This is a genomic window from Cupriavidus sp. 01T418 (genome assembly GCF_056398885.1).
On the sequence record NZ_JBFTQG010000067.1, the window covers coordinates 1 to 24,065 of the forward strand.

The 24,065-nt window shown below is 64.9% G+C and carries 22 protein-coding genes; 15 read left to right on the forward strand and 7 right to left on the reverse strand.

What is annotated here, in order from left to right; all coding sequences use genetic code 11:
* Positions 1 to 247, reverse strand: a 247-nt coding sequence (locus AC1DQ3_RS33975) for a hypothetical protein (RefSeq protein WP_477124491.1), incomplete at its 3' end; no start/stop codon positions are given.
* A 145-nt stretch (positions 248 to 392) separates the two neighbouring features.
* Here AC1DQ3_RS33975 and AC1DQ3_RS33980 point away from each other — a divergent pair.
* Positions 393 to 533, forward strand: a complete 141-nt coding sequence (locus AC1DQ3_RS33980; protein ID WP_477124492.1) for a hypothetical protein — start codon at positions 393 to 395, stop codon at positions 531 to 533.
* On the opposite strand, the gene AC1DQ3_RS33985 is transcribed toward AC1DQ3_RS33980, so the two are convergent.
* A complete protein-coding gene (locus tag AC1DQ3_RS33985) occupies positions 505 to 1,119 on the reverse strand; it encodes a glutathione S-transferase family protein (protein ID WP_477124493.1) in 615 nt (204 codons plus the stop codon). The two genes, AC1DQ3_RS33980 and AC1DQ3_RS33985, sit on opposite strands and share 29 nt — an antisense overlap.
* 470 nt (positions 1,120 to 1,589) lie before the next feature.
* On the opposite strand from AC1DQ3_RS33985, the gene purB reads away from it, so the two are divergent.
* From purB to AC1DQ3_RS34025, 8 genes are all read left to right on the forward strand, one after another.
* Positions 1,590 to 2,966, forward strand: a complete 1,377-nt coding sequence (gene purB, locus AC1DQ3_RS33990) for an adenylosuccinate lyase (protein ID WP_477124494.1) — start codon at positions 1,590 to 1,592, stop codon at positions 2,964 to 2,966.
* 370 nt (positions 2,967 to 3,336) lie between these two features.
* Positions 3,337 to 3,927, forward strand: coding sequence for a cytochrome b (locus AC1DQ3_RS33995; RefSeq protein ID WP_477124495.1), 591 nt, complete (start codon positions 3,337 to 3,339; stop codon positions 3,925 to 3,927).
* Between the two features lie 85 nt (positions 3,928 to 4,012).
* Positions 4,013 to 4,585 (forward strand): YceI family protein, encoded by a 573-nt coding sequence (locus tag AC1DQ3_RS34000; RefSeq protein ID WP_477124496.1) that lies wholly within the window; start codon positions 4,013 to 4,015, stop codon positions 4,583 to 4,585.
* Positions 4,586 to 4,650: 65 nt separating this feature from the next.
* Positions 4,651 to 5,241 carry a YceI family protein gene (locus tag AC1DQ3_RS34005; RefSeq protein WP_477124497.1) on the forward strand — a complete coding sequence of 197 codons (591 nt, stop codon included), beginning with the start codon at positions 4,651 to 4,653 and terminating at the stop codon, positions 5,239 to 5,241.
* 483 nt (positions 5,242 to 5,724) lie between these two features.
* On the forward strand, positions 5,725 to 7,116 hold the full coding sequence (locus tag AC1DQ3_RS34010; RefSeq protein ID WP_477124498.1) for a class I SAM-dependent methyltransferase: 1,392 nt from the start codon (positions 5,725 to 5,727) through the stop codon (positions 7,114 to 7,116).
* A gap of 22 nt (positions 7,117 to 7,138) precedes the next feature.
* Entirely contained in the window at positions 7,139 to 8,470 is a 1,332-nt protein-coding gene (locus AC1DQ3_RS34015; protein WP_477124499.1) for a sensor histidine kinase, read from the forward strand.
* Positions 8,471 to 8,478: 8 nt separating this feature from the next.
* Positions 8,479 to 9,612 carry an ATP-binding protein gene (locus AC1DQ3_RS34020; protein ID WP_477124500.1) on the forward strand — a complete coding sequence of 378 codons (1,134 nt, stop codon included), beginning with the start codon at positions 8,479 to 8,481 and terminating at the stop codon, positions 9,610 to 9,612.
* A complete protein-coding gene (locus AC1DQ3_RS34025; protein ID WP_477124501.1) occupies positions 9,609 to 10,616 on the forward strand; it encodes a response regulator in 1,008 nt (335 codons plus the stop codon). The genes AC1DQ3_RS34020 and AC1DQ3_RS34025 overlap by 4 nt, the downstream gene beginning before the upstream one ends.
* Before the next feature lie 103 nt (positions 10,617 to 10,719).
* Here the strand turns inward: AC1DQ3_RS34025 and secF are convergent, their stop codons facing one another.
* The 5 genes from secF to queA all read right to left on the reverse strand — a co-directional run bounded on the left by secF (position 10,720) and on the right by queA (position 16,662).
* The gene (gene secF / locus AC1DQ3_RS34030) at positions 10,720 to 11,691 is read right to left on the reverse strand and encodes a protein translocase subunit SecF (protein ID WP_477124502.1); all 972 of its coding nucleotides are present in this window, start codon (positions 11,689 to 11,691) and stop codon (positions 10,720 to 10,722) included.
* Between the two features lie 97 nt (positions 11,692 to 11,788).
* Positions 11,789 to 13,660: a protein translocase subunit SecD gene (gene secD, locus AC1DQ3_RS34035; RefSeq protein ID WP_477124503.1), complete on the reverse strand. Its 1,872-nt coding sequence runs from the start codon at positions 13,658 to 13,660 to the stop codon at positions 11,789 to 11,791.
* Between the two features lie 238 nt (positions 13,661 to 13,898).
* Complete coding sequence (gene yajC / locus AC1DQ3_RS34040) at positions 13,899 to 14,228, reverse strand: preprotein translocase subunit YajC (RefSeq protein WP_477124504.1); 330 nt, start codon at positions 14,226 to 14,228, stop codon at positions 13,899 to 13,901.
* A gap of 197 nt (positions 14,229 to 14,425) precedes the next feature.
* Positions 14,426 to 15,568 (reverse strand): tRNA guanosine(34) transglycosylase Tgt, encoded by a 1,143-nt coding sequence (tgt, locus tag AC1DQ3_RS34045; protein ID WP_477124505.1) that lies wholly within the window; start codon positions 15,566 to 15,568, stop codon positions 14,426 to 14,428.
* A 47-nt stretch (positions 15,569 to 15,615) separates the two neighbouring features.
* Positions 15,616 to 16,662: a tRNA preQ1(34) S-adenosylmethionine ribosyltransferase-isomerase QueA gene (queA, locus tag AC1DQ3_RS34050; RefSeq protein ID WP_477124512.1), complete on the reverse strand. Its 1,047-nt coding sequence runs from the start codon at positions 16,660 to 16,662 to the stop codon at positions 15,616 to 15,618.
* A gap of 196 nt (positions 16,663 to 16,858) precedes the next feature.
* Here queA and recG point away from each other — a divergent pair, with 196 nt between their 5' ends.
* The 6 genes from recG (at position 16,859) to ubiA (ending at position 23,830) form a co-directional block, all read left to right on the forward strand.
* On the forward strand, positions 16,859 to 19,051 hold the full coding sequence (gene recG, locus AC1DQ3_RS34055) for an ATP-dependent DNA helicase RecG (protein ID WP_477124506.1): 2,193 nt from the start codon (positions 16,859 to 16,861) through the stop codon (positions 19,049 to 19,051).
* A 144-nt stretch (positions 19,052 to 19,195) separates the two neighbouring features.
* The gene (locus tag AC1DQ3_RS34060; protein WP_477124507.1) at positions 19,196 to 20,149 is read left to right on the forward strand and encodes a LysR substrate-binding domain-containing protein; all 954 of its coding nucleotides are present in this window, start codon (positions 19,196 to 19,198) and stop codon (positions 20,147 to 20,149) included.
* 426 nt (positions 20,150 to 20,575) lie between these two features.
* Positions 20,576 to 22,021: a catalase gene (locus tag AC1DQ3_RS34065; RefSeq protein ID WP_477124508.1), complete on the forward strand. Its 1,446-nt coding sequence runs from the start codon at positions 20,576 to 20,578 to the stop codon at positions 22,019 to 22,021.
* A gap of 66 nt (positions 22,022 to 22,087) precedes the next feature.
* Positions 22,088 to 22,282, forward strand: a complete 195-nt coding sequence (locus tag AC1DQ3_RS34070) for a hypothetical protein (protein ID WP_477124509.1) — start codon at positions 22,088 to 22,090, stop codon at positions 22,280 to 22,282.
* 76 nt (positions 22,283 to 22,358) lie between these two features.
* The gene (locus tag AC1DQ3_RS34075) at positions 22,359 to 22,844 is read left to right on the forward strand and encodes a Dps family protein (RefSeq protein ID WP_477124510.1); all 486 of its coding nucleotides are present in this window, start codon (positions 22,359 to 22,361) and stop codon (positions 22,842 to 22,844) included.
* Positions 22,845 to 22,972: 128 nt separating this feature from the next.
* A complete protein-coding gene (ubiA, locus tag AC1DQ3_RS34080) occupies positions 22,973 to 23,830 on the forward strand; it encodes a 4-hydroxybenzoate octaprenyltransferase (protein ID WP_477124511.1) in 858 nt (285 codons plus the stop codon).
* Positions 23,831 to 24,065: the final 235 nt, after the last annotated feature.

Sequence of the window (24,065 nt, forward strand, 5' to 3'; positions counted from 1 at the left end):
CGTCGACATGCAGCTGAATCTGGACGCCCGGCGGCCAGTCGGGGTGCGTGGGGATCAGCCACAGCGCGATGTCCCGCATCAAGTCATCGAGAAAGACCATGCTCCGCAGTGCCGCGGCTGCTGCGTTGCGGGTCACCGCATCGACCTGGAGAGGAGTCCCTGTGCACGTGGTGCCTGAAGCCTGCGCCGCTTCCGCAGGGGGCGAGTCCGCCGCGAGGGCGTTCAACTGACGGGAGACCGAAAACATGAGGTAGGCGCCGGTGGAGAAACATTCTCCTGAGTGCCTGAAAYTACGTCGAAGGTTCATCYTTCGCTTTCAGGAACTTGTTCGACTGGCTTTCCAGGCTGCCTGGCTTTGCCACTCGCGCACTCATTGGCAAGAAATCTTGCCAATGAGAAAGACCACCGCTGCATTAGCAGGGATGGCCTTTGAGGACTACATCAAGACTTTAAGCAACCGCCTGGGCTTGATGGCCGGTTTTTTCACCATCGCGCCGGAACGGCTCAGCCGCGCGGCGGATCGGTATCGATAAAGGACTGCCGCTTGCCGAGCTTGTCCTGGTACGCGGCGAGGCGTGGGTGGCGTTCGCGCCAGGGGATCTCCGGGAAGCGGAAGTCGAGATAGGACAGGGCACAGCCCACGGCCACGTCCGCCAGCGAGTAATGGTTGTCCGAACACCAGGGCCGGTCGGCCAGGCCGTCGGCGATGGCGGCCAGTGCCGCGTCGATCTTGCCGAGCTGGCGCGTGACCCAGCGCTCGCTGCGCTGCTCCGGCTCGCGCTGGGTGTGTTCCAGGCGCGCCAGCAGGGCCGCGTCGAGCAGGCCGTCGGCGAGCGCCTCCCAGCAGCGGACCTCGATGCGTTCGCGGGCGCCTTGCGGGATCATCCGGCTAACCGGCGTCAGGGTGTCGACGTACTCGACGATCACGCGCGAATCGAAGATCGCGCCGCCGTCTTCCATGACCAGGCACGGTACCTTGCCAAGCGGGTTGAACTGACCGATGGTGGTGTCGGGCGACCACACATCCACCTCGACCATCTGGTAGTCGATCTTCTTTTCCGCCATCACCACGCGTACCTTGCGCGCGTAAGGGCTGGTTTGTGATGCATACAGCTTCATGGACTCCCCTCGAGCTTGTTATGAAGTGCATCGGCGCTCCGTGGCACGGCGGCTGCGCGCTGCGGCGTCCGGCCGGCATGCCCGATGCACTTCATAACAGGCTAGCGGATTGGCGAGCGCGAGTATACCCGTGCCTCGACGGGGATGCGCTCGCGCCGCCGCCGTGGTGTCGTGGTGCCGATACGCGGGGCGGCCGGGGCCGAGAAGGCATCCACAGAGGGGCGGTCACGATGGTAAAATGCCCGCTTTGCGCCGCGCTGCCAATCGGCATGTGCGCCTGATTGGTCTCATTTTGAGCCGTTTCGATATTTTGCTATCGTTTCGGTGCCTTTCCATCTCTTTTGATCCGTTACGGTCCTGCTGCTGACCGCTTCGGCTCGCCAGGGGTGGCGTCAGGCCGCGTGCCCGCGCAATTTGCCTGCCCGGCCACGCTTGCGTAACCACTTCCCCTATCCCTCCGGTCTCCCAGCATGTCTTCTTCCTCGCTTTCTCCGCTCACCGCCCTGTCTCCCATCGATGGTCGCTACGCCTCCAAGGCCGATGCGCTGCGCGAGTGGCTCTCGGAAGCCGCCTTCATGCGCAACCGCGTCAAGGTCGAAGTGCACTGGCTGATCGCGCTGGCGCAAGCCGGCCTGCCCGACATGCCCAAGTTCTCGCCGGCTTCCGAGGCTGCGCTGCTGGCCCTGGTGGACAACTTCACCGAAGCCCACGCGTCGCGCATCAAGGAGATCGAGGCGGTCACCAACCACGACGTGAAGGCCGTGGAGTACTGGCTCAAGGAGCAGGTCAAGGGCAACGCCGAACTGGAAGCCGCGAGCGAGTTCATCCATTTCGCCTGCACCTCGGAAGACATCAACAATACCTCGCACGGCATGATGCTCAAGGGCGCCCGCGACGGCGTGATCCTGCCGGCGCTGCAGCGCGTGCAGGCCCGGCTGGTGGAACTGGCCCACGCCAATGCGCGCCAGCCGATGCTCTCGCGCACCCACGGCCAGCCGGCCAGCCCGACCACGCTGGGCAAGGAAATGGCCAATGTGGCGGCGCGCCTGGCGCGTGCCATCGAGCGCATCCAGCGCGTGGAACTGCTGGGCAAGATGAACGGCGCGGTGGGCAACTACAACGCCCACCTGTCGGCGTACCCGGCCTTCGACTGGGAGGCTTTCTCCAGGCAAGTGATCGAGACGCGCCTGGGCCTGACCTTCAACCCGTACACCATCCAGATCGAGCCGCACGACTACATGGCCGAACTGTTCGACGCCATCGCCCGCGCCAACACCATCCTGCTGGACCTGAACCGCGACGTCTGGGGCTATATCTCGCTGGGCTACTTCAAGCAGCGCACCAAGGCTGGCGAAATCGGCTCGTCGACCATGCCGCACAAGGTCAACCCGATCGACTTCGAGAACTCCGAAGGCAACCTGGGCCTGGCCAACGCGGTGCTGCGCCACCTGTCCGAAAAGCTGCCGCTGTCGCGCTGGCAGCGCGACCTGACCGATTCCACCGTACTGCGCAACATGGGCGTGGCCTTTGGCTACAGCCTGCTGGCCTATGAGGCCTGCCTGCGCGGCCTGGGCAAGCTGGAAACCAACCCCGAGCGCCTGGACGAAGACCTCGACAACTGCTGGGAAGTACTGGCCGAGCCGGTCCAGACCGTGATGCGCCGCTTCGGCGTGCCCAACCCCTACGAGCAGCTCAAGGAACTGACGCGCGGCAAGGGCATCTCGCGTGAAGCGCTGCAAACCTTCATCGGTGGCCTGGCGATCCCGGACGACGCCAGGAAGCTGCTGCTGGAAATGACCCCGGCCAGTTATATCGGCCGCGCGGTGAGCCTCGCCGAACGCGTGTAATTTTCCCGGCGCGCCAAAGCCGTTTGGAATGCCGACGGTGTTGACTCCCTCTCCCACAGCCCCTCCCCGGCGGCCTGCGGGAGGGCGGAGTTCGCCAAGGCAGATTCGACTTTGTCACCAATCTGAGCCATCCTGAGGGGTGGCTTTTTGTTGGCCGCGCGGTTTGCCTGCAAGCATGCCCAGCCGGGGCTCGCAAGCGCTGTGTACTGGATGCGGCGAAATGTCACTTCAAATCGTTTGAATGATTCCATGAATTTCAGACTCCTCCCCAGCACACCGGGGGCGTAATAATGTGGAAATTCAATGGGCATGCCTTTTTGCCTTCAGTCAAAGTTGATGAAACGCCCGAACCGGGCAGGGGTCTTCGTCCATGCATTCCCAAGCTAAAGCCAATGTCCACGCCGGCTCGGCTAGCAGCCCGTCGTCGGCGTCCGCCTACGGCGCGACCGCGATCGGCCTGCACTGGATCATTGCCTTGCTGATCTTCGCCGCCTTCGGGCTGGGCCTGTACATGACCAGCATCCCGGGCCTGTCGATGCTCAAGCTCAAACTGTTTTCCTGGCACAAGTGGATCGGCGTGACGGTGTTTGCCTTCGCCGTCCTGCGCTTGCTGTGGCGTGCCACCCACCGGGCTCCGGCGCCGGCTGCCGGCACCCCGGCCTGGCAGGCCAAGGCGGCCCATGTGGCCCACGTGCTGCTCTACGTGCTGATCGTGGTGGTGCCGATTACGGGCTACCTGTACAGCCTGGCGTCCGGCGTTCCCGTGGTCTACCTCGGCATCTGGCCGCTGCCCGCGCTGATCGAGAAAAACGACGAGCTCAAGGAAATCCTCAAGCTCGTTCACGTCTGGCTGAACTACCTGATGGCCGTGATCGTCGTGGTCCACGCGGCCGCTGCGCTCAAGCACCAGTTCATCGAGCGCGACGGTACGCTGGCGCGCATGCTGCCGTTCCTCAAGTAAGGCGGAACCGGATTCCGCCCTCCCATCCACCCTGACTGATCTTTGACCGAGGGCCACCTGGCCCTCCTGGCGACAGGAGTTTTTGATGAAACGCATTCCCCGCCCGAGCGCGCTCCTGATGGCGGCCACGCTGGCCACCGCCGGCATCGCAGCGAATTACGCCTGGGCCCAGGTCGACGCTGCCAAGAGCTCGGTCACCGCGACGGCCCGCCAGATCGGCGTGCCGATGGAAGGCAAGTTCAAGAAATTCGATGCCGCGGTAGCGTTCGATCCCGCCAATCTGGCCACGTCCACGGCCAAGGTCGATATCGACGTGTCCAGCTTCGAGATCGGCGACGCCGAGACCACCAAGGAGGTCAAGGGGCACGACTGGTTCGACGCGGCCAAGTACCCCAGGGCGGTGTTCCAGTCGACCAGCATCAAGGCCGCCGCAGCCGGCAAATATGAGGTGACGGGCAAGCTCACCATCAAGGGCAAGACCCAGGACGTGGTGATTCCGGCGAGCTATCGCCAGGACGCCGGCGGCCAGGTGTTCGAAGGCGTGCTGCCGATCAAGCGCACCGTGTACAACATCGGCGATGGCGAGTGGAAAGACACTTCCGTGGTCGCCGACGATGTCCAGATCAAATTCCGTATCGTGACCGTGGCCAAGAAGTAAGCGCGCAGCGCGTCTTCCTTGCCGCACCTTTGCTGTTCATCCCCAACTTTTTGCCGGGAGCTTTTATGAAATTGCGTACTATCCTCGCCGCTGTCGCGGCCCTGTCCGCCAGCGCCGCCGTTGGCGTCGCATCGGCCAACACCGTGACCTACAACCTCGATCCCACCCACACCTACCCGAGCTTCGAGGCCGACCACCTTGGCGGCCTGTCGACCTGGCGCGGCAAGTTCGAGAAGTCGAGCGGCGTGGTGACGCTGGATCGCGCTGCCAAGACCGGCGCCGTCGACATCAAGATCGACCCCGCCTCGATCGACTTCGGCAATACCAAGCTGAACCAGCACGTCAAGGGTCCCGAGATGTTCAACGTGGAAGCCTTCCCGGAAGCCACCTACAAGGGCAAGTTCTCCAAGTTCAATGGCGACGTGCCGACCGAAGTGGACGGCCTGCTGACCCTGCACGGCGTGACCAAGCCGGTCAAGCTGGAGATCCGTGACTTCAAGTGCATCCAGCATCCGGTGCTCAAGCGCGAAGCCTGCGGCGCCGATGCCGTGGGCAGTTTCAGCCGTGCCGATTTCGGTATCGACTATGGCGTGAAGATGGGCTTCAAGCCCGAGGTCAAGCTGGCGATCCAGGTCGAGGGCGTGAAGGCCGACTAAGGCGAGCGACAGAGGCATCGCGAGGTTCCGGGTTGGCCCCGGGACCTCGCGCATGTGCGCGACAAGGAAAAGGGCTGGGTGGGCCGGGTGCAATCCCGGCCTTTTTCTTTGTTTTTGGCGTGGCGAGCAGGCTTGCGCGGGCTTCGCGCAGGTTGTGTTGTCCGCACCTGGCGGCCACAGTACAATGATCCGCCAGGATTCAGTTGCCAGGCTTTAGTTGGCAGGAATCAGTTACAGTCTCACTCAGCCGTAGCCATAGCCACAGTCTCAATCACCGTTACCAGGGTGTAGCCGCGTGCGTGCCTGCCATCAGGCAACGACGCCCATGCCCGCAACCGATTACCGACATGTATCCCAGCAGTACCCCCTGATACTGGTCTAGCGTAGCGATCCATCGCCCCACGAGCTGTACCCGGCCAGTCAATGCCGTACTGTTGAACTGGGCGGCCGGCAGCGTTTCTCGGATTTCTCTGGCGCAATACCGTGTACTCCCAAACGCAAATCGATCCGGTGGTCAGTTTCCGCAACTCGCAGGGCGAGCAGGTGCGGGGCACAATTATCAATCTCCAGAGAAAGTCTCTGGTGATGGAGATCTATAACCCATACTCGATCGTCCAGGTCAGCGAAGTGCTGAGCGAGCTGAGTGTGCGCATGGGGACCAAGAACGCCTACCTGGGCAAGGCAGTGGTGATGAGCCTGGTCAACACCGGCCTCACTGCGGTGGTATCGCTCACCCTGATCGACGAATGGCGCGAGTTGAGCGACCTGCCCAACGAGCCCAAATCGGTCCGGCGCGAGGCGGAACTGTTCATCAACGACTGGGACGCGCGCTTCAATATCCGGCGCGATTACCAGATCGCGGTCAATGAAATGCGCGCGTTTCTCTCGGAAGTGTCGCGCTGGGTCGAGCAGGTCGACCTGACCGAGAACCTGCCCAAGACCGAGGGACGGTTGCGTGAGGACGTGTTCTACGAGCTCGCCACGCCGATCATGCATAAGACCAAGTCCTACCTGGAGCGGCTGGAAGGCGAGGCCGAACAGGTGGATGCCGAGATCGCGCCCGTGCACCGTACCTATGCGCAATCGGCCCTGCATCCGCTGCTGCTGCGCGCGCCCTTTGTCTATCGCACCTTCACCAAGCCGCTGGGCTATGCCGGCGACTACGAGATGGTCAACCAGATCCTGAGCGATCCGCAGCAGGGCCCGACCACCTACTTCCAAATTGTCAACACGGCCTTCCTCAAGGCGGCGGTGGCGACCGCCCACCGCAACCGGATCCACCTGCTGATCGATTTCCTGTCGCGCCAGGCGGACGCGGCCCGCGCGGCGGGCAGGCCCTTCCGCATACTCAATGTCGGTTGCGGCCCGGCCTTCGAGATCCAGCGCTTCGTGCGGGAGTATCCGCAGCCCGAGCTGCTGTCGTTCCAACTGGTCGACTTCAGCGAGGAGACCCTGGCCTATACCAAGTCCTCCATCGAGAAATCGGCCGCCTCGGCAGGGCACAAGGTGTCGGTGGAGATGGTGCATCAGTCGGTGCACGAGCTGCTCAAGCGCAAGATTGCGCCGGACGACATCTCGCTGCGCGAATTCGACGCAGTGTATTGCGCGGGTCTGTTCGATTACCTGTCGGATAAGGTGTGTTCCCGGCTGCTGAGCTATTTTGCCGCGCGTACGCGGCCTGGCGGCCAGTTACTGGTGACCAATGTCCATTCGGCCAATCCGGAAAAGTTCGGCATGGAGCACTTGCTGGAGTGGTACCTGATCTATCGCGACGAGGCCAGGATGAGTATGCTGCTGCCCGAACGATCCCGCGACCACAAGCTCTATGTCGACCAGACCGGAGTCAATGTGTTCGCGGAAGCGACCCTTCCCTGAAACACCAGTTGCCGGCCCAGTCATGAGCACCAATCAACTTTACGCGGGATACCAGACCGAGCTGGCGGATTTCCGCCTGGCCTTCAGCCGCGGCGGCGCCTATACCGCCATCGTGCTGGTGCTGCTCGGCGTGGGGCTGGACTATGGCCAGTACCCGCAGCTGCAGGCGCCGTTCGCGGTGGCGCGCGTGCTGGTGTCGCTGCTGATCGCGGGCATCGTCATGCTGTTGTACAGCGCCGCGGGACGCCGCTTTGCGCCGTGGCTGACCTTGTCCTGGTTGCTGCTGCCGCAGATCATGATCTCGTGGATGATCTGGAATACCGATGGCGTCGAGTCGCCGTATTACGTGGGGCTGAACCTCGCCATCTTCGCCTCCGGCATCGCGCTGCCGTTCGGTTTGTGGCAGAACCTGGTGTTCGGGATACTCTCCTACCTGTTCTACCTGCTTGCCTGCCTGCTGCATTCGGGCGGCATCGAGCCGGCCGGCACCTTTATCGTCAATTCGCTGTTCCTGCTGTTTGCCGCGGCGGCCAGCGCGGTCTATACCTTCTTCAACGAGCGCGCGCGCTTCATGCTGTTCCGCCTGAAGGCCGAAGTGGCGGAAAAGAACGCAGAGCTCGAAGTCATCAACCGCAAGCTGGTCGATATCAAGGGCCAGATGCTGCAGCAGGAGAAAATGGCTGCCATCGGTACGCTGGCCGCGGGCCTGCTGCACGAGGTCAACAACCCGGTCAACTTCTGCCTGATGGCGATCGAGGTTGCGCTGGAGGAGCCGGTGGCCAAGGATGAACCGATGCTGCAGGAGTGCCTGGTCGATGCCAAGCAGGGCATGCAACGCATCCAGCATATCGTCTCGGACCTGAAGACCTTTGCCTATCGCAAGCCCGGCGCAGAAGCCGAAGGCACGCCCTTCCTGTTCGAGAAGGCGCTCGATTCGTCGATCCGGCTGACCGCGCACGAGTTGCGCGGGGTTGCCGTCACGCGCGAGTTGCCCACCGATACGCTGGTGCTGGGCGATGAGGCGGCGGTGATCGGCGTGCTGATCAACCTGTTCTCCAACGCCGCGCTGGCCATGCGCAAGGCCGGCACGCAGAGCCCGGCGATCCATACCACGGTGAAATGGGTCGAGCGCCGGCTGCACGTGTCGGTGAGGGACAACGGGCCGGGCATTGCGTCCGAGCACCTGGCGCGCGTGTTCGAGCCGTTCTTCACCACGCGCGAAGTTGGGCAGGGCCTGGGCCTGGGCCTGTCGATCAGCTACGCGGTGGTCGAGCGCCATGGTGGCGTGCTGTTTGCTGAAAGCGAACTGGGCCAGTGGGCCTCGTTCAGCTTCGACCTGCCGCGAGCCGACTGAGAAACGCCATGAGCGATGCCAGGCAACCAAAGCTGACCGTCCTCTACGTCGATGACGAGGAGATGGCATGCAAGTACTTCGCCCGTGCGGTTGGCACGGAGTACGAGGCGCTGGTGGCCAGCGGCGCCGATGAGGCGATCGCCATCCTGCGCCGGGAAAGCGCGCGCGTCGCCGTGCTGGTGACGGATTTCCGCATGCCAGGCCGCAACGGCGGTGACTTGCTGCGCCAAGTGGCGCTCGAGTACCCGCAGATCGTGCGCATCCTGGTGACCGCCTACGCGGACAAGGACATGCTGTTGCAGACGGTCAACACCGGCGAGGTGTTCCGCATCCTGGAGAAACCCATCGAACTGGGCCAGGTGCGCGAGGCGCTGCGGCTGGCGGCGGAACGCTATCGCGAGCGTTCGGTGCGCCACCAGCGCCTGATGGCGATCGACGAGACGCTGGCCTTTCTCGCCCATGAACTGAACACACCGCTGGCGGCAATCGCAAATTATGCCCGCGGTATCGAAAGCCGGATCGCGGCGGAATACAATCCGCAGCGCCAGGGCGAGATTGGCCAGGCGGCGGCGTCGATGCACGACAACGCGCAGTATTGCCTGGCCGTGATCTCGTCCTTCCTGCAGTCGGTGCGCAGCAGCGGCGGGCGGCCGAGCACGCAAGCCAATGCCAGCCGGGAAGTGACTGCCGGTGGGCTGATTGCCGCGCTGCTCGACACTTACCCGTTCGCCGGGCCGCAGCGCGAATGGGTGCAGGTCGAGATGCAAGCCGATTTTGCCGTGCGCACGCTGCCCAATTGCGTGGCGCTGGTCTTGTCGTCGCTGCTGTCCAATTCGCTGCGGGCGCTCGATGGCGTCGGCGCGCCGTCGCTGCGCTTCGTGGTGGCGGCCGAGCCCGAGGCCGCGATCCGCATTTGCGACAACGGCCCGGGCATCCCGCCGGAAGTGATGGGGCGCCTTCTGGTGGATCCGGTCACCACCCACGCGAGTACCGGCGGCAACGGGCTGGGCATGATTTTTTGCAACCGTGTGATGCAGTCGTTCGGTGGCGGCATCCGGATCGAGTCGACGTCCGGGGCAGGCACCTCCGTAACGCTGGATTTCCCAAATACCAAGAGTCGAATGCATAGGAGTAATCGATGAACGAACCGAATGCCACGCAGGCACCATCACCGGCGATTCTGTTCGTCGATGACGAGGCGACGGCCGTCAAGTATTTCCAGCGCGCCATCGGGGCCCTGGCGCCGGTCGTGACCGGCGGCTCGGTGGAAGAGGGCAAGGCGCTGCTGGACGCGCACGCCGACAGCCTGGCGGTCCTGGTCTCCGACCAGCGCATGCCGGGCGAGTACGGCAACGAACTGCTGCGCTACGCGCGCGAGCGCTATCCGCATATCGTGCGGATCCTGACGACCGCCTACTCGGAGATTGAACACACCGTCGCCGCGGTCAACGAAGGCCAGATCCACCGCTATATCAAGAAGCCGTGGGACATTACCGCGCTGCGCATGGAACTCAAGCAAGCGCTGGAGCTGGCAGGCTTGCGCAAGGAGCGCGACCAGTTGCTGCGCGAGAAGCTGAGTGTGCTGCAACGCCAGACCATCGCCGCGCGCATCGGCCTGGTCCGCGCGCTGTCGGCCAGCCTGATCGGGCCGGAGCGCTTCCAGCCGGTGGAGACCTACCTGGCCTCGGCCGCGCTGGCCGGCGTGCAGAATCCCGAGCCGGACTGGCTGCTGATGGACTACGCCGACCTGGTGGCAGCGGAAGGCCGGCGCAGCGGCTGCTTCGGCTACGCGGTGGCGGCAAGGCTCGCGGCCCTGCGTACGCAACTCGCCGGGCGCGGCGCGGGCGATGCGGTGGCGGCGCTGGCCGCGACGCTGGCCGAAGCCGGCACGGCGGATGCGGTGCGCCGGGATGGCGATGCTCTGGTATTGACCAGCGGGGCCGTGCTGACCGAGTACCTGGGCGAGCCGGTGGACAAGGAGGTGTCCGCGCAGCACGCCGCCTGGTTGGCCGGGTTGTTGTGGCTGGATGAAGCCGGCGGGGCGCTGAAGGCCGTGCGCGAGGGCGACTCGATCGTCTACCGCGCCGCCGAGCGCACGGGCGAGTTTGCCGCGGATCGCCTGGCGGTGTGGATCGAGCAGTTCTGAAGCGCGGCCGGCATGCGCCGCCCGGGTCGATGCGGGCAGGCGCGGCAAACAAAAATGGGCACCCGGAGGTGCCCATTTTTATTGCCCGAAACGAGGCTGGCCGTCAGGCCTGCGCGCCGTAGTTCGGGTCGTCGCGGTCGGCGTCGCCCGGCTTCTTTTCACCCTTGACCAGGTCCTCGCGCTTGACGCCCAGCCACATGGCCAGCGCCGCTGCAACGAACACGGAGGAGTAGATGCCGAACAAAATGCCGACGGTCAGCGCCAGTGCGAAGTAGTGCAGGGTGGGGCCGCCGAAGAAAAACATCGACAGCACCATCATCTGGGTCGAGCCGTGGGTGATGATGGTCCGCGAGATGGTGCTGGTGATCGCGTTGTCGATGATCTCGTGGGTGGTCATCTTGCGGTACTTGCGGAAGTTCTCGCGGATCCGGTCGAAGATCACCACCGATTCGTTGACCGAGTAGCCCAGCACCGCCAGGATTGCCGCCAGCACCGACAGCGAGAATTCCCACTGGAAGAAGGCGAAGAAGCCCAGGATGATCACCACGTCGTGCAGGTTGGCGATGATGCCGGCGACCGCGAACTTCCACTCGAAGCGGAAAGACAGGTAGATCACGATGCCGGCCACCACGCACAGCAGCGCCAGCAGGCCGTCGGTGGCCAGTTCCTTGCCCACCTGCGGGCCGACGAACTCGACGCGCTGGAGCTTGGCGCCAGGCGCAGCGGCCTGCAGCGCGCCCATCACCTGCTCGCTCTGCTGTGCCGAGGTGACGGGCTTGCCATCCGGGCCTTTTTGCAGCGGCAGGCGGATCATCACGTCGCGCGAGGTGCCGAAGTTCTGCACCTGCACGTCGTTGTAGCCGAGCTTGCCGACCTGGCCGCGGATGTGCTCGAGATCGGCCGGCTGCTGGTAGTTGACCTCCATCACCGTGCCGCCGGTGAACTCGATCGACAGGTGCAGGCCCTTGTGCGCGAGGAAGAATACGGCGGCGGCAAACGTCAGGAAGGAAATCACGTTGAAGATCAACGCGCGCTTCATGAACGGAATGTCGCGCCGGATGCGGAAGAATTCCATGTTGAATCCTGTTTAATACAGCAGCCGTGCTGCTGTTTTGTACTGCAGATCTATGCTGGTTGGCTGCCGCGCGCCCGGCGCGCGGCAGCCATGATGCTTACTTGGCGATGGTGCCCTGGCTGTCGGAGCCCGGCTTCCAGATCTGGCCGATCGCCACGCTCTGCAGCTTCTTCTTGCGGCCGTACCAGAGGTTGACCAGGCCGCGGTTGAAGAACACTGCCGAGAACATCGAGGTCATGATGCCCAGGCAGTGCACCACGGCGAAGCCGCGTACCGGGCCGGAGCCGAAGGCCAGCAGCGCCAGGCCGGCGATCAGCGTGGTCACGTTGGAGTCCAGGATGGTGGCCCAGGCGCGGTCGAAGCCGACGGCGATCGCCATCTGCGGCGAGGCGCCCCCGCGCAGTTCCTCGCGGATACGTTCGTTGATCAGCACGTTGGCGTCGATGGCCATGCCGAGCACCAGCGCGATAGCGGCAATGCCGGGCAGCGTCAGCGTGGCCTGCAGCATCGACAGCACCGCCACCAGCAGCAACAGGTTGATGGCCAGCGCGGCCACCGAGAACACGCCGAACAGCATGTAGTACAGCATCATGAAGACCGCAATGGCGCCGAAGCCGTAGGCCACGGAGTCAAAGCCCTTCTTGATGTTGTCCGCGCCCAGCGACGGCCCGATGGTGCGTTCCTCGATGATTTCCATCGGCGCGGCCAGCGAGCCGGCGCGCAGCAGCAGGGCCAGGTCGTTGGCGGCTTCGGTGGAGTAGGAGCCGGTGATCTGGAAGCTGGAGCCGAGTTCGGACTGGATGGTCGCGACCGTCAGCACTTCGCCCTTGCCCTTCTCGAACAGCACGATGCCCATCGGCTTGCCGATGTTCTCGCGCGAGACGTCGCGCAGCACGCGGCCGCCCTGGGCGTCGAGCTTGATGTTGACCGAAGGACGCTGGTTGTGGTCGAAGCCGGCCGCGGCGCTTTCAATACGGTCGCCGGTGAAGATGACCTGCTTCTTGAGCACCACCGGGGCGCCGTTGCCTTGCGTGAACAGTTCGCTGCCGAAGGGGATCGGATCGCCCGGGCGCGGGTTGCGCGGCGCGTCGGGGTCCGCCAGGCGGGCCTCGAGCGTGGCGGTGCGGCCAATGATGTCCTTGGCCTTGGCGGTATCCTGCACGCCCGGCAGCTGCACCACGATGCGGTCGGCGCCTTGCTGCTGGATCACCGGCTCGGCCACGCCGAGTTCGTTGACCCGGTTGTGCAGGGTGGTGATGTTCTGCTTGACCGCCGCATCCTGCACTGCCTTGCGGGCAGCGTCGATGAACACGCCGGTGATGTTGTTGCCGTCCGGGCTGAACGCCAGTTCGCGCAGGTTGTCGGCCAGGAGGGCACGTGCCTTCTCGGCGTCGTCGGCGTTATTGAAACGCACCGTCAGGCGCTCGCCGTCGCGGTCGATGCCGCCGTGGCGGATGCCCTTGTCGCGCAGCAGCGTGCGGGCGTCGCCGGCCAGGCTGTCGAGCTTCTTGTCGACCGCGCCCTTCATGTCCACCTGCAGCAGGAAGTGCACGCCGCCGCGCAGGTCCAGCCCCAGGTACATCGGCAGCGCGTGCATGGCGGTGAGCCAGCGCGGCGAACCCGACAGCAGGTTGAGCGCGACCACGTAGGTGGCGTCATTGGGATCGGGATTGAGCGCGCGGGTCAGGACGTCCTTGGCCTTGAGCTGCTCGTCGGGCGTGCGGAAACGGGCCTTGACCGAGCCGGACTGGCCGTTCAGGTCGAAGAACATGCCGTCGGGCTGCAGGCTGTTCTGCGCCAGGATCTGCTCGATCTGCTTCTGCATGGCCAGGTCGACCCTGACCGTGGCCTTGGCGGAGGAGACCTGCACGGCAGGCGCCTCGCCGAAGAAATTCGGCAGCGTGTAGGTGATGCCGATGGCCAGCGCCACCAGGATCACGAGGTATTTCCAAAGCGGATAACGATTCATCTTTGGCCAGTCGTTCTTCGGTTGGCGGGGCCGACGTTACCGTCAGCGGGAGGGTCGGCACCACCGCACCGGTTGGCAAACAGCCGCCTGGCATCCACGGATAACCCGGGCTGGATCAGGCGGCTGCGGGGGCACGCGCGCTAAAGGCGTGCCGGGAAGGGCGAAAAAGCAGGCTAACGAGCGGGAGAAGGTCGGTAAGCGCCAGTGTACGGCAATGGTCCTCCCGCTATTGCGATGCTCACAGCGACTTCAGCGAGCCCTTCGGCAGCACCGTGGTCACCGCGCTCTTTTGCACCGTGATCTCGGTGCCGGTGGCGATTTCGAGGGTCACGTATTGCTCGCTAACCTTGGTGACGCGGCCCAGGATGCCGCCGGCGGTGACGACTTCGTCGTTCTTGGCCAGGGCTTCCATCATTGCCTTCGCTTCTTTCTGGCGCTTCATCTGCGGGCGGATCATGATGAACCACAGCACCGCGAACATCAGAATGATGGGCAGGAAACTCATCAGGCCACCCGCCGCGCCGCCGGTGATACCGGCAGTCTGGGCAAATGCGTTAGAAATCAGCACGTTGCTTCTCCGTCACAAAGTCAGTCAGTTAATCGATCATTCTACCACCCGCTTGTAACCGCACTGCACGCCGGACAGGGGCAAATGCAGCGGTCTGCGGGTTTGTTGGGAGCGCCTTGGGCGCCGCTTGCGGCAACCGGGTCCCGGTATTCGACCGGCGCGCGGCAGAAAGTTCACCCCAGCGCCCCGGTCCGGAACTATTGTGGCCCGCGTTGTGCCCCGCGCGCCCGGTCGGCGGCGAACTGCAGGCGGAAGGCCTCGAAGCGGTGTTGCTCGATGGCTTCGCGCATCTCGGCCATCAGTTGCAGATAGTAATGCAGGTTGTGGATGGTGTTAAGGCGCGCGCCCAGGATCTCTCCCACCCGGTGCAGGTGGTGCAGGTAGGCCCGCGAGAAGTTGCGGCAGGTATAGCAGCCGCAGCTCTCGTCCAGCGGCCGCGTGTCGTTGCGGTGCACGGCATTCTTGATCTTGATGTCGCCAAAGCGGGTGAACAGCCAGCCGTTGCGGGCATTGCGGGTCGGCATCACGCAGTCGAACATGTCGACGCCGGCGGCCACGCCGGCCACCAGGTCTTCCGGCGTGCCCACGCCCATCAGGTAGTGCGGCTTGTTGGCGGGCAGGCGCGGCGCCACGTGCTCCAGCACGCGCATCATGTCTTCCTTGGGCTCGCCCACCGACAGCCCGCCGATCGCATAGCCATGGAAATCCAGTTCCGACAGCCCGGCCAGCGACTCGTCGCGCAGGTCTTCGAACATGCCGCCCTGGACAATGCCGAACAGCGCGTTGGGGTTGGCCAGCCGGTCGAATTCGTCGAGCGAGCGCTTGGCCCAGCGCAGGCTCATGCGCATCGAGGTTGCCGCTTCCGCATGGGTGGCGGGCCGGCCTTCGATCTCGTACGGCGTGCACTCGTCGAACTGCATCACGATGTCGGAGTTCAGCGTGCGCTGGATCTGCATCGAGATCTCGGGCGACAGGAACAGCTTGTCGCCGTTGACCGGCGAGGCGAAGGTGACGCCGTCCTCGGTGATCTTGCGCAGCGCGCCCAGCGAAAACACCTGGAAACCGCCGGAATCGGTGAGGATCGGCTTGTCCCAGCCCATGAAGCGGTGCAGGCCGCCGTGCGCCTCCACCACTTCCAGCCCGGGGCGCAGCCACAGGTGGAAGGTATTGCCCAGGATGATCTGCGCGTTGATCTCGTTCAGTTCGAGCGGCGACATCGCCTTGACCGAGCCGTAGGTGCCGACCGGCATGAAGATCGGGGTCTCGACCACGCCGTGGTTCAGGGTGACGCGGCCGCGGCGGGCGTTGCCGTCGGTGGTGAGCAGTTCGAAATTGAGCATGGCTGGAATCGGGTTCGGGCAGTCGGTACGGAGCTGGCGCGGCGCGCTCAGGGCTGGGGCTGGCGCGTCAGCAGCATGGCATCGCCGTAGCTGAAGAAGCGGTAGCGCTCGGCCACCGCATGGCGGTAGGCGGCGCGGATGGGCTCCACTCCGGCCAGCGCCGACACCAGCATCAGCAGGGTCGACTTGGGCAGGTGGAAATTGGTGACGAGGGCATCGACCACGCGGAACCGGTAGCCGGGCGTGATGAAGATATCGGTGTCGCCACGGCCGGCGGCCAGCGTGCCGTCGGCGGCGCCGGCAGACTCCAGCGCGCGCAGCGAGGTGGTGCCGACCGCGATCACGCGGCCGCCGGCGGCGCGCGCGTCGCGCACGGCTTGCGCCAGTGCCTCGGACACCTCATACCACTCGGCGTGCATCTTGTGCTCGGCCAGGTTTTCGGTACGCACTGGCTGGAAGGTGCCGGCACCCACGTGCAGCGTCAGGAAGCCGCGCCGCACGCCCAGCGCATCGAGCCGGGCGAACAGCGCCTCGTCGAAATGCAGGCCCGCCGTGGGGGCCGCCACTGCGCCGGGGGCACGGGCGTAGACGGTCTGATAACGGGTTTCATCGAAAGCGTCCGGGTCGTGGGTGATGTAGGGCGGCAGCGGCAGGCGGCCGTGGCGCTCGATCAGGTCCAGCGCCGGCTCGGGGAAGGTCAGCGTGAAGAACTGGTCCATGCGCGGGCCCACGGTGACGTCGAAGGCATCTGCCAGGTGCAGCTTGCTGCCCTCTGGCGGCGTCTTGGAGGCACGCACCTGGGCCAGCACGTTGTGGCTGTCCAGCACCCGTTCCACCAGCACCTCGACCTTGCCGCCGCTGCCCTTGTGGCCGAAGAAGCGCGCCTTGATGACGCGCGTGTCGTTGAATACCAGCAGGTCGTTCGGGCGCAGGTAGTCGACGATAGCGGCGAAGGTGCGGTCAGCCAGGCGGGTGGTGCCGTCCTGCGCGTCCGTATCCACCACCAGCAGCCGGCTTGCGCCGCGCTCCGGCAAGGCGGTCTGGGCGATCAGTTCGGGCGGGAGGGCAAAGTCGAAATCGGACAGCGTCAGCATCATGGGGGCAAAAACGGCCACTGGCCGCGCGGTAGCGCGGCCGGCATAGGTACAATCGGCGAATTCGATATTGTAAGGCTTGGGGCGGCGCGGCCACCCGGGCGTGCATGATTTCGCCTGTTTGCGCCAACCTTTTCCTTGCCGCCAGGCTCGACCTCCAACCCCGACCGACCCGAATCCGTAGCCACGCCGCCCGATGCCAGGAACCGCTCCCGACCCGATCCCGGAATCCACCGACAGCCTGCCCGCAGCGAGCGCCGGGCACAAGGCCGGCCGGCCGGGCAAGGCGCCGGGGGCCGCCAAGGGCACCGCCGGCAAGCCGTCCTCGGCGATGGCGCGGCTGCACAAGCTCGGCCTCAAGCGCGATGTCGACATGGTGCTGCACCTGCCGATGCGCTACGAGGACGAGACCACGCTGCTGCCGATCGCCGATGCCATGCGCCACGCGGGCCTGGGCCTGGCGGTGCAGGTCGAGGGTGTGGTCACCTCCAACGAGGTCAGTTTGCGCCCGCGCCGCCAACTGGTGGTCAAGATCGCCGACGATACCGGCGAGCTGACGCTGCGTTTTATCAATTTCTACGGCAGCCAGGCCCAGCAGATGGCCGAAGGCACCTGCCTGCGCGTGCGCGGCGAGCTGCGCGGCGGTTTCTTCGGCGCGGAGATGGTCCATCCCACGGTGCGGCCGGTGACGCCCGGCGAGGCCTTGCCCGATCGGCTGACGCCGGTGTACCCGAGCACCGCCGGCATCCCGCAGACCTACCTGCGCAAGGCCATCGGCGGTGCGCTTTCGCGCACGCCGCTGCCCGAGACCCTGCCATTGCCCGTCCTGAAAGGCCCGCTCGCGCAACTCAAGCTGCAGCCCCTGCCGGATTGCCTGCGCCTTCTGCACTCGCCGCCGCAGGACGTCGACGAAACTGCGTTGATTGAACGCTCGCATCCGGCCTGGCAGCGCATCAAGTTCGACGAACTGCTGGCGCAGCAACTCTCGCTCAAGCGTTCCCAGGCGGCGCGGCGCGACAAGAGCGCGCCGCCCATGCCGCGCCACGCCGGCGGCCGGCTGACGGCTTTCCTGGCGGCACTGCCGTTCAAGCTGACCGGCGCCCAGCAGCGCGTGGTGGAAGAGATCGCCAGGGATATGGGCGCGCCGCACCCGATGCACCGCCTGCTGCAGGGCGACGTGGGCAGCGGCAAGACCATCGTGGCTGCGCTGGCGGCCTGCCAGGCCATCGATGCCGGCTACCAGGCCGCGCTGATGGCGCCCACTGAAATCCTGGCCGAGCAGCACTACCGCAAGCTCTCCGCGTGGCTGGAGCCGCTCGGCGTGAAGGTGGTGTGGCTGGCCGGCAGCCTGAAGGCGCGCGCCAAGCGCGAGGCCGCGGCGCAGGTCGAGTCCGGCGAGGCCAGGCTGGTCATCGGCACCCACGCGCTGATCCAGGACAGCGTCAAGTTTGCCCGCCTGGGTTTGTCCGTGGTGGACGAGCAGCATCGCTTCGGCGTGGCCCAGCGCCTGGCGCTGCGCGGCAAGGCGGAGCCCGACGCGGCCGCTGAGGACAAGACCGGCGAGACCGTGCCGCACCAGCTGATGATGTCGGCCACGCCGATCCCGCGCACGCTGGCGATGACCTACTACGCCGATCTCGACGTCTCGGTGATCGACGAGCTGCCCCCCGGGCGCACCCCGGTGGTGACACGGCTGGTCAACGACGCGCGTCGCGACGAGGTGATCGAGCGCGTGCACCATGCCGCCGCCGACGGCCGCCAGGTCTATTGGGTCTGTCCGCTGATCGAGGAAAGCGAGGCGCTGCAGTTGCAGACCGCGGTGGAAACCTACGAGACCCTGGTGGCCGCCTTGCCGGAGTTGAAGGTCGGCCTGGTACACGGGCGCCTGCCGCCGGCAGAGAAGGCTACCGTGATGGAGGACTTCACGGCCAGCCGCCTGCAGGTGCTGGTGGCGACCACCGTGATCGAGGTCGGGGTGGACGTGCCCAACGCCTCGCTCATGGTGATCGAGCACGCCGAACGCTTCGGCCTGGCGCAGCTGCACCAGTTGCGCGGCCGGGTGGGGCGGGGCAGCGCGGAATCGGTCTGCCTGCTGATGTACCAGGGGCCGCTGTCGCCCACCGGGCGCGAGCGCCTGGCGACCATGCGCGAGACCACCGACGGCTTCGAGATTGCCCGGCGCGACCTGCAGATACGGGGCCCCGGCGAGTTCCTCGGCGCGCGCCAGTCCGGCGAGGCGATGCTGCGTTTCGCCGATCTCAATACCGATGCCTGGCTGGTCGACTACGCTCAGGAGGCCGCGGAACTGATGCTGGCGCGCTTTCCGGAGGCCGTTGAGGCGCACCTGCTGCGCTGGCTCGGCGGACGCGAGCATTTCCTGAAAGCCTGAGGCAAGGATGGGAAAGGATAGGCAAGGGCAGCACGCTGCGCATGGCGTATGGCGACAAGTACTGCCTGCGCCGCATTGCCCTTCATCTCTGACAGAACCCCGAATCGAAGGTAAAATCTATCGCCTAATGGAAATTGATAAGTCATGACGCTCACCGAACTCAAGTACATCGTCGCCGTGGCGCGCGAGCGCCATTTCGRCCGGGCGGCCGAAGCCTGCTTCGTGTCGCAGCCGACGCTGTCGGTGGCTATCAAGAAGCTGGAAGACGAACTCAATGTGCAGATCTTCGAACGCGGCACCTCCGAGGTCTCGGTGACGCCGATCGGCGAGCAGATCGTGGCGCAGGCCCAGCGCGTGCTGGAGCAGACCATGGCCATCCGCGAGATCGCCAAGCAGGGCAAGGACCCGCTGGCCGGGCCGTTGCGCCTCGGCGTGATCTACACCATCGGGCCCTACCTGCTGCCCGCGCTGGTCAAGGAAATGATCCAGACCGTGCCGCAGATGCCGCTGATGCTGCAGGAGAACTACACGGTAAAGCTGATCGAACTGCTCAAGCAGGGCGAGATCGATTGCGCCATCATGGCCGAGCCCTTTGCCGATTCCGGCCTGACCGTGCAGCCGCTGTACGACGAGCCCTTCGTGGTGGCGGTGCCGCGCGGCCACAATCTGGAACATGCCGGCCATGTCGCTCCCGACGAACTGAAACGGCAGACCATGCTGCTGCTGGGCAGCGGCCACTGCTTCCGCGACCAGGTGCTGGGCGTGTGCCCCGAGCTGTCGCGCTTCTCCCAGGCAGCCGACGGGATCCAGAAGACCTTCGAGGGCTCCTCGCTGGAAACCATCCGCCATATGGTGGCAAGTGGCGTTGGAATCACTGTGCTGCCACGTACCTCGGTGGCGGATCTCAAGTCCAGCAAGAACGACCTGCTGGCCTACGTGCCCTTCACCGACCCGGTGCCCGACCGGCGCGTGGTGCTGGCCTGGCGCAAGAGTTTTACCCGCTTGCCTGCCATGGAAGCGCTGTGCCGTGCAGTCGCTGCCTGCGATCTCGCCGGGGTCAGCATGCTGGCCGCCAAGGAACTGGCCGAGGCTGCCTGAGTTCTCCCCGCATGCCGGCACGCGGTGCCGGCAGCCTCGCTGCACTCCCTTCGTCATCCCCCGCCGTCGATTTTTCTCGCTTCACTCTGTCTTCCTCTGTCTTCCTCGTCTGCCATGCTGGCGCATGTGCAGGGTAATAGGCATGGCCTATTTCATAGTTAGAAATAATTGAATTTCTAATCCAATAGCCTGCCAGTACACTTCCTGCATCGACGCACTGCGCGGTTTCCCACAAGGAGTCGTACATGAAAAGCACGGATCCCGGCGTTATAGGCGCTATTTCCCCAGGCGAAATCCTCGGCGCACTGGCAAGCTGCGTGGCCGACTGTCTTGCCAGTTACGCCACGGTGTACTGAGATTACCCGGCGGTTCTCAACGCCAGCCCCAGCCAGATTCCCCGATTCACCCCCACGAAGAGAGGTCAAGATGCGCAAGGAAAAGGACACCCTCACCACCGCCGCCGGCGCGCCGGTCGCCGACAACCAGAACTCGCTGACCGCCGGCCCGCGCGGCCCGATGCTGCTTCAGGACGTGTGGTTCCTGGAAAAGCTCGCCCACTTCGATCGCGAAGTCATTCCCGAGCGGCGCGTGCACGCCAAGGGCTCGGGCGCCCACGGCACCTTTACGGTCACCCACGACGTCACGCGCTTCACCAAGGCGTCGGTCTTCGGCAGCGTTGGCAAGCAGACGCCGACCTTCATGCGCTTTTCCACCGTGGCGGGCGAGCGCGGCGCCGCCGATGCCGAGCGCGACGTGCGCGGCTTCTCGATCAAGTTCTACACGGACGAGGGCAACTGGGATGTGGTCGGCAACAATACGCCGGTGTTCTTCGTGCGCGATCCGCTGAAATTCCCCGATTTCATCCACACGCAGAAACGCAACCCGCGCAGCAACCTGCGCGACCCCATCGCGGTGTGGGACTTCTGGTCGCGCCATCCCGAATCGCTGCACCAGGTCACCATCCTGATGAGCGACCGCGGCCTGCCGCAGAACTATCGCCAGATCCACGGCTTCGGCTCGCACACGTTCTCGTTCATCAATGCCGCGAACGAGCGCTCCTGGGTGAAGTTCCATTTCAAGTCGCAGCAGGGCATCGCCAACTGGACCAACGAGGAAGCGGCCAGGGTGGTGGCGGGCGACCGCGAAAGCGCGCAGCGCGACCTGTTCGAGAACATCGAAAAGGGCAATTTCCCACGCTGGAACGTGCGCGTGCAGATCATGCCCGAGGCCGATGCGGCCAAATACCACATCAACCCGTTCGACCTCACCAAGGTGTGGCCGCACAAGGACTATCCGCTAATCGACGTCGGCGTGCTGGAGCTCAACCGCAACCCCGACAACTACTTCGCCGAAGTGGAGCAGGTGGCGATGAACCCGTCCAACATCGTGCCGGGCATCGGCTTCTCACCTGACAAGATGCTGCAGGGCCGTCTGTTCTCATACGGCGACACGCAGCGCTACCGGCTGGGCGTGAACCACAGCCAGATTCCGGTGAACGCGCCCAAGTGCCCGTTCCACAATACCTATCATCGCGACGGCGCGATGCGCGTGGACGGTAACCAGGGCGGCAAGATCAACTACGAGCCGAATCGCGAGGGTGCTTTCGCAGCCAGCGGGCGCGCCGCCGAGCCGCCGCTGGCCGTGGACGGTGCCGCCGACCGTTGGGATCACCGCGTGGACGCGGACTACTACAGCCAGCCGGGCGCGCTGTTCCGCCTGTTCGACGAAGGCCAGCGCCAGCGCCTGTTCTCGAACATCGCGGCGGCCATGCAGGGGGTGCCGGAGGAAATCGTGCGGGTGCAACTGGAGCACTTCACCAAGGCCGATCCGGCTTATGGCGAAGGCGTCAAGCGCGCCCTCGACCTGAAGTAAGTCAGCAGGGCGGACCGGGCGGCCCCCAGCGGGGGTCGCGGTGAAAGCCAGTCAAGGAGAACCAGCATGGCCATGTTCAGGATGTTCGCAAGCGAGCTGCAACAATTACGCAACGGCGCGCACGACAGCACCCGCCGCGACGACGCGGCGCGCCTGCAGCGCAAGCTGTGGCGCACGGAGATCGGGCTGGCGGTGATTGCCTTGGGCGCGATCGCGATGTTCCTGGACGCGGCCAGGGGTTTGTCTGGCTTTACCGGGTGATGCCATAATGTGCGGGTTGTGCCGCGTCGCCAGGCGCGGCAATCACCGTAGCCCCCCAGATTGGAGCGTACCTATCATGGCAAAGAAGAATGAGATGAGCGTCAACATCGGCATTTCCGATAAAGAGCGCAAGAAGATCGCGGAAGGCCTGTCCAAGTTGCTGGCAGATACCTACACGCTCTATCTCAAGACCCACAACTTCCACTGGAACGTCACGGGTCCGATGTTCAATACGCTGCATCTGATGTTCGAGACGCAATACACCGAGCTGGCGCTGGCGGTGGATTCGATCGCCGAGCGCATCCGCGCGCTGGGCTACCCGGCACCGGGCACCTACAAGGAATATGCCCGCCTGTCGTCGATCGCCGAAGAAGACGGCGTGCCCGAAGCCACCGAGATGATCCGCAAGCTGGTCGAAGGCCAGGAAGCCGTGGTGCGCACCGCGCGCTCGCTGTTCCCGGTGATCGATGCCGCCGGCGACGAACCGTCCGCCGACCTGCTGACCCAACGCATGCAGACGCACGAGAAGACCGCGTGGATGCTGCGCTCGATGCTGGCCTGATGGCCTGAATCGACGCCGCCGGCGCTGAATCTGCTGCCGGCCCCGCGCGCCGTGCCTCATGGGGCTGCGGCGCGTTTTCGTTTTGTTGCCCTTGCCTTGCCCCCGTACGCGGTACGCGGGCCCCCGCCATGTTTGAACGCTTAGCCCTGTACGCGCGCCTGGTGCGCATCGACAAGCCCATCGGCACGCTGTTGTTGCTGTGGCCCACGCTGTGGGCATTGTGGATGGCCACGGGGGGGCCGCCGGCGTGGTTCCTGTTCTGGATCTTTTTCGTCGGTACCTTCCTGATGCGGTCGGCCGGTTGCGCGATGAACGACTGGGCGGACCGCGACTTCGACAAGCATGTGAAGCGGACCAGGGAGCGGCCGCTGACGGCGGGCAAGATCAAGGCGTGGGAAGCGGTGGCGGTGGCGGTGGTGCTGACCCTGCTGGCCTATTTGCTGATCATCCCGCTCAACGGGCTCACGAAGGGGCTGGCGGTGGTGGCAGTGATCCTTGCCGGCACCTATCCCTTCTTCAAACGCTTCTTTGCCATCCCGCAGGCCTATCTTGGCATCGCCTTCGGTTTCGGCATCCCGATGTCGTTCGCTGCGGTGCAGGACCATGTGCCTGCGGTGGCGTGGGTGATGCTGCTGGCCAATGTGTTCTGGGCGGTGGCCTACGACACGGCGTATGCCATGGTGGATCGCGACGACGACTTGCTGCTGGGCATGAAGACTTCGGCCATCACGTTCGGGCGCTTCGATGTGGCGGCCATCATGATTTGCTATGCGGTGTTTCTTGGGCTGATGGCCTGGGCCGGGGCGCAGTTTGGCCTGGGCTGGCCGTACTGGCTTGGGTTGATCGCGGCAGCGGGATGCGCGGGGTATCACTACACGCTGATTCGGGAGCGGGATCGCATGCGGTGTTTTGCCGCGTTCCGGCATAACAACTGGTTGGGTGCTTGTGTGTTTGCTGGTACGGCGGTGGCGTATGCGTTGCGCTGAGCGCTGGCATCGTGACTGCGAAGTCAACTGCCTGACTTCAAAAGCCTAAAGTCTAAAGCCTAAAGCCTAATGCCTAGAGTCAAAGTCAAAGGCAGTTTCACCACCCCTGCGGGGCGGCGACCTACTTTTTTGTCTTGCCAAAAAAGTAGGCAAAAAAGGCGCGCCGGATGGGGCGACACCCCCTCGTCGGCAGGCAAAAAGAGCGGCCGGGACCCAAACTCGCATCGCCTTAAGG

Bases quoted from the DNA above. Each gene is read 5' to 3' on its own strand.
- AC1DQ3_RS33995 (WP_477124495.1), top strand. From the start codon at position 3,337: ATGCATTCCCAAGCTAAAGCCAATGTCCACGCCGGCTCGGCTAGCAGC.
- AC1DQ3_RS34075 (WP_477124510.1), top strand. From the start codon at position 22,359: ATGGCAAAGAAGAATGAGATGAGCGTCAACATCGGCATTTCCGATAAA.
- AC1DQ3_RS33985 (WP_477124493.1), bottom strand. From the start codon at position 1,119: ATGAAGCTGTATGCATCACAAACCAGCCCTTACGCGCGCAAGGTACGC.
- AC1DQ3_RS34020 (WP_477124500.1), top strand. From the start codon at position 8,479: ATGAGCGATGCCAGGCAACCAAAGCTGACCGTCCTCTACGTCGATGAC.
- tgt (WP_477124505.1), bottom strand. From the start codon at position 15,568: ATGCTCAATTTCGAACTGCTCACCACCGACGGCAACGCCCGCCGCGGC.
- AC1DQ3_RS34015 (WP_477124499.1), top strand. From the start codon at position 7,139: ATGAGCACCAATCAACTTTACGCGGGATACCAGACCGAGCTGGCGGAT.
- AC1DQ3_RS34070 (WP_477124509.1), top strand. From the start codon at position 22,088: ATGGCCATGTTCAGGATGTTCGCAAGCGAGCTGCAACAATTACGCAAC.
- AC1DQ3_RS34065 (WP_477124508.1), top strand. From the start codon at position 20,576: ATGCGCAAGGAAAAGGACACCCTCACCACCGCCGCCGGCGCGCCGGTC.
- AC1DQ3_RS34005 (WP_477124497.1), top strand. From the start codon at position 4,651: ATGAAATTGCGTACTATCCTCGCCGCTGTCGCGGCCCTGTCCGCCAGC.
- secF (WP_477124502.1), bottom strand. From the start codon at position 11,691: ATGGAATTCTTCCGCATCCGGCGCGACATTCCGTTCATGAAGCGCGCG.
- AC1DQ3_RS34025 (WP_477124501.1), top strand. From the start codon at position 9,609: ATGAACGAACCGAATGCCACGCAGGCACCATCACCGGCGATTCTGTTC.
- ubiA (WP_477124511.1), top strand. From the start codon at position 22,973: ATGTTTGAACGCTTAGCCCTGTACGCGCGCCTGGTGCGCATCGACAAG.
- recG (WP_477124506.1), top strand. From the start codon at position 16,859: ATGCCAGGAACCGCTCCCGACCCGATCCCGGAATCCACCGACAGCCTG.
- AC1DQ3_RS33980 (WP_477124492.1), top strand. From the start codon at position 393: ATGAGAAAGACCACCGCTGCATTAGCAGGGATGGCCTTTGAGGACTAC.
- purB (WP_477124494.1), top strand. From the start codon at position 1,590: ATGTCTTCTTCCTCGCTTTCTCCGCTCACCGCCCTGTCTCCCATCGAT.
- queA (WP_477124512.1), bottom strand. From the start codon at position 16,662: ATGCTGACGCTGTCCGATTTCGACTTTGCCCTCCCGCCCGAACTGATC.
- secD (WP_477124503.1), bottom strand. From the start codon at position 13,660: ATGAATCGTTATCCGCTTTGGAAATACCTCGTGATCCTGGTGGCGCTG.
- AC1DQ3_RS34000 (WP_477124496.1), top strand. From the start codon at position 4,013: ATGAAACGCATTCCCCGCCCGAGCGCGCTCCTGATGGCGGCCACGCTG.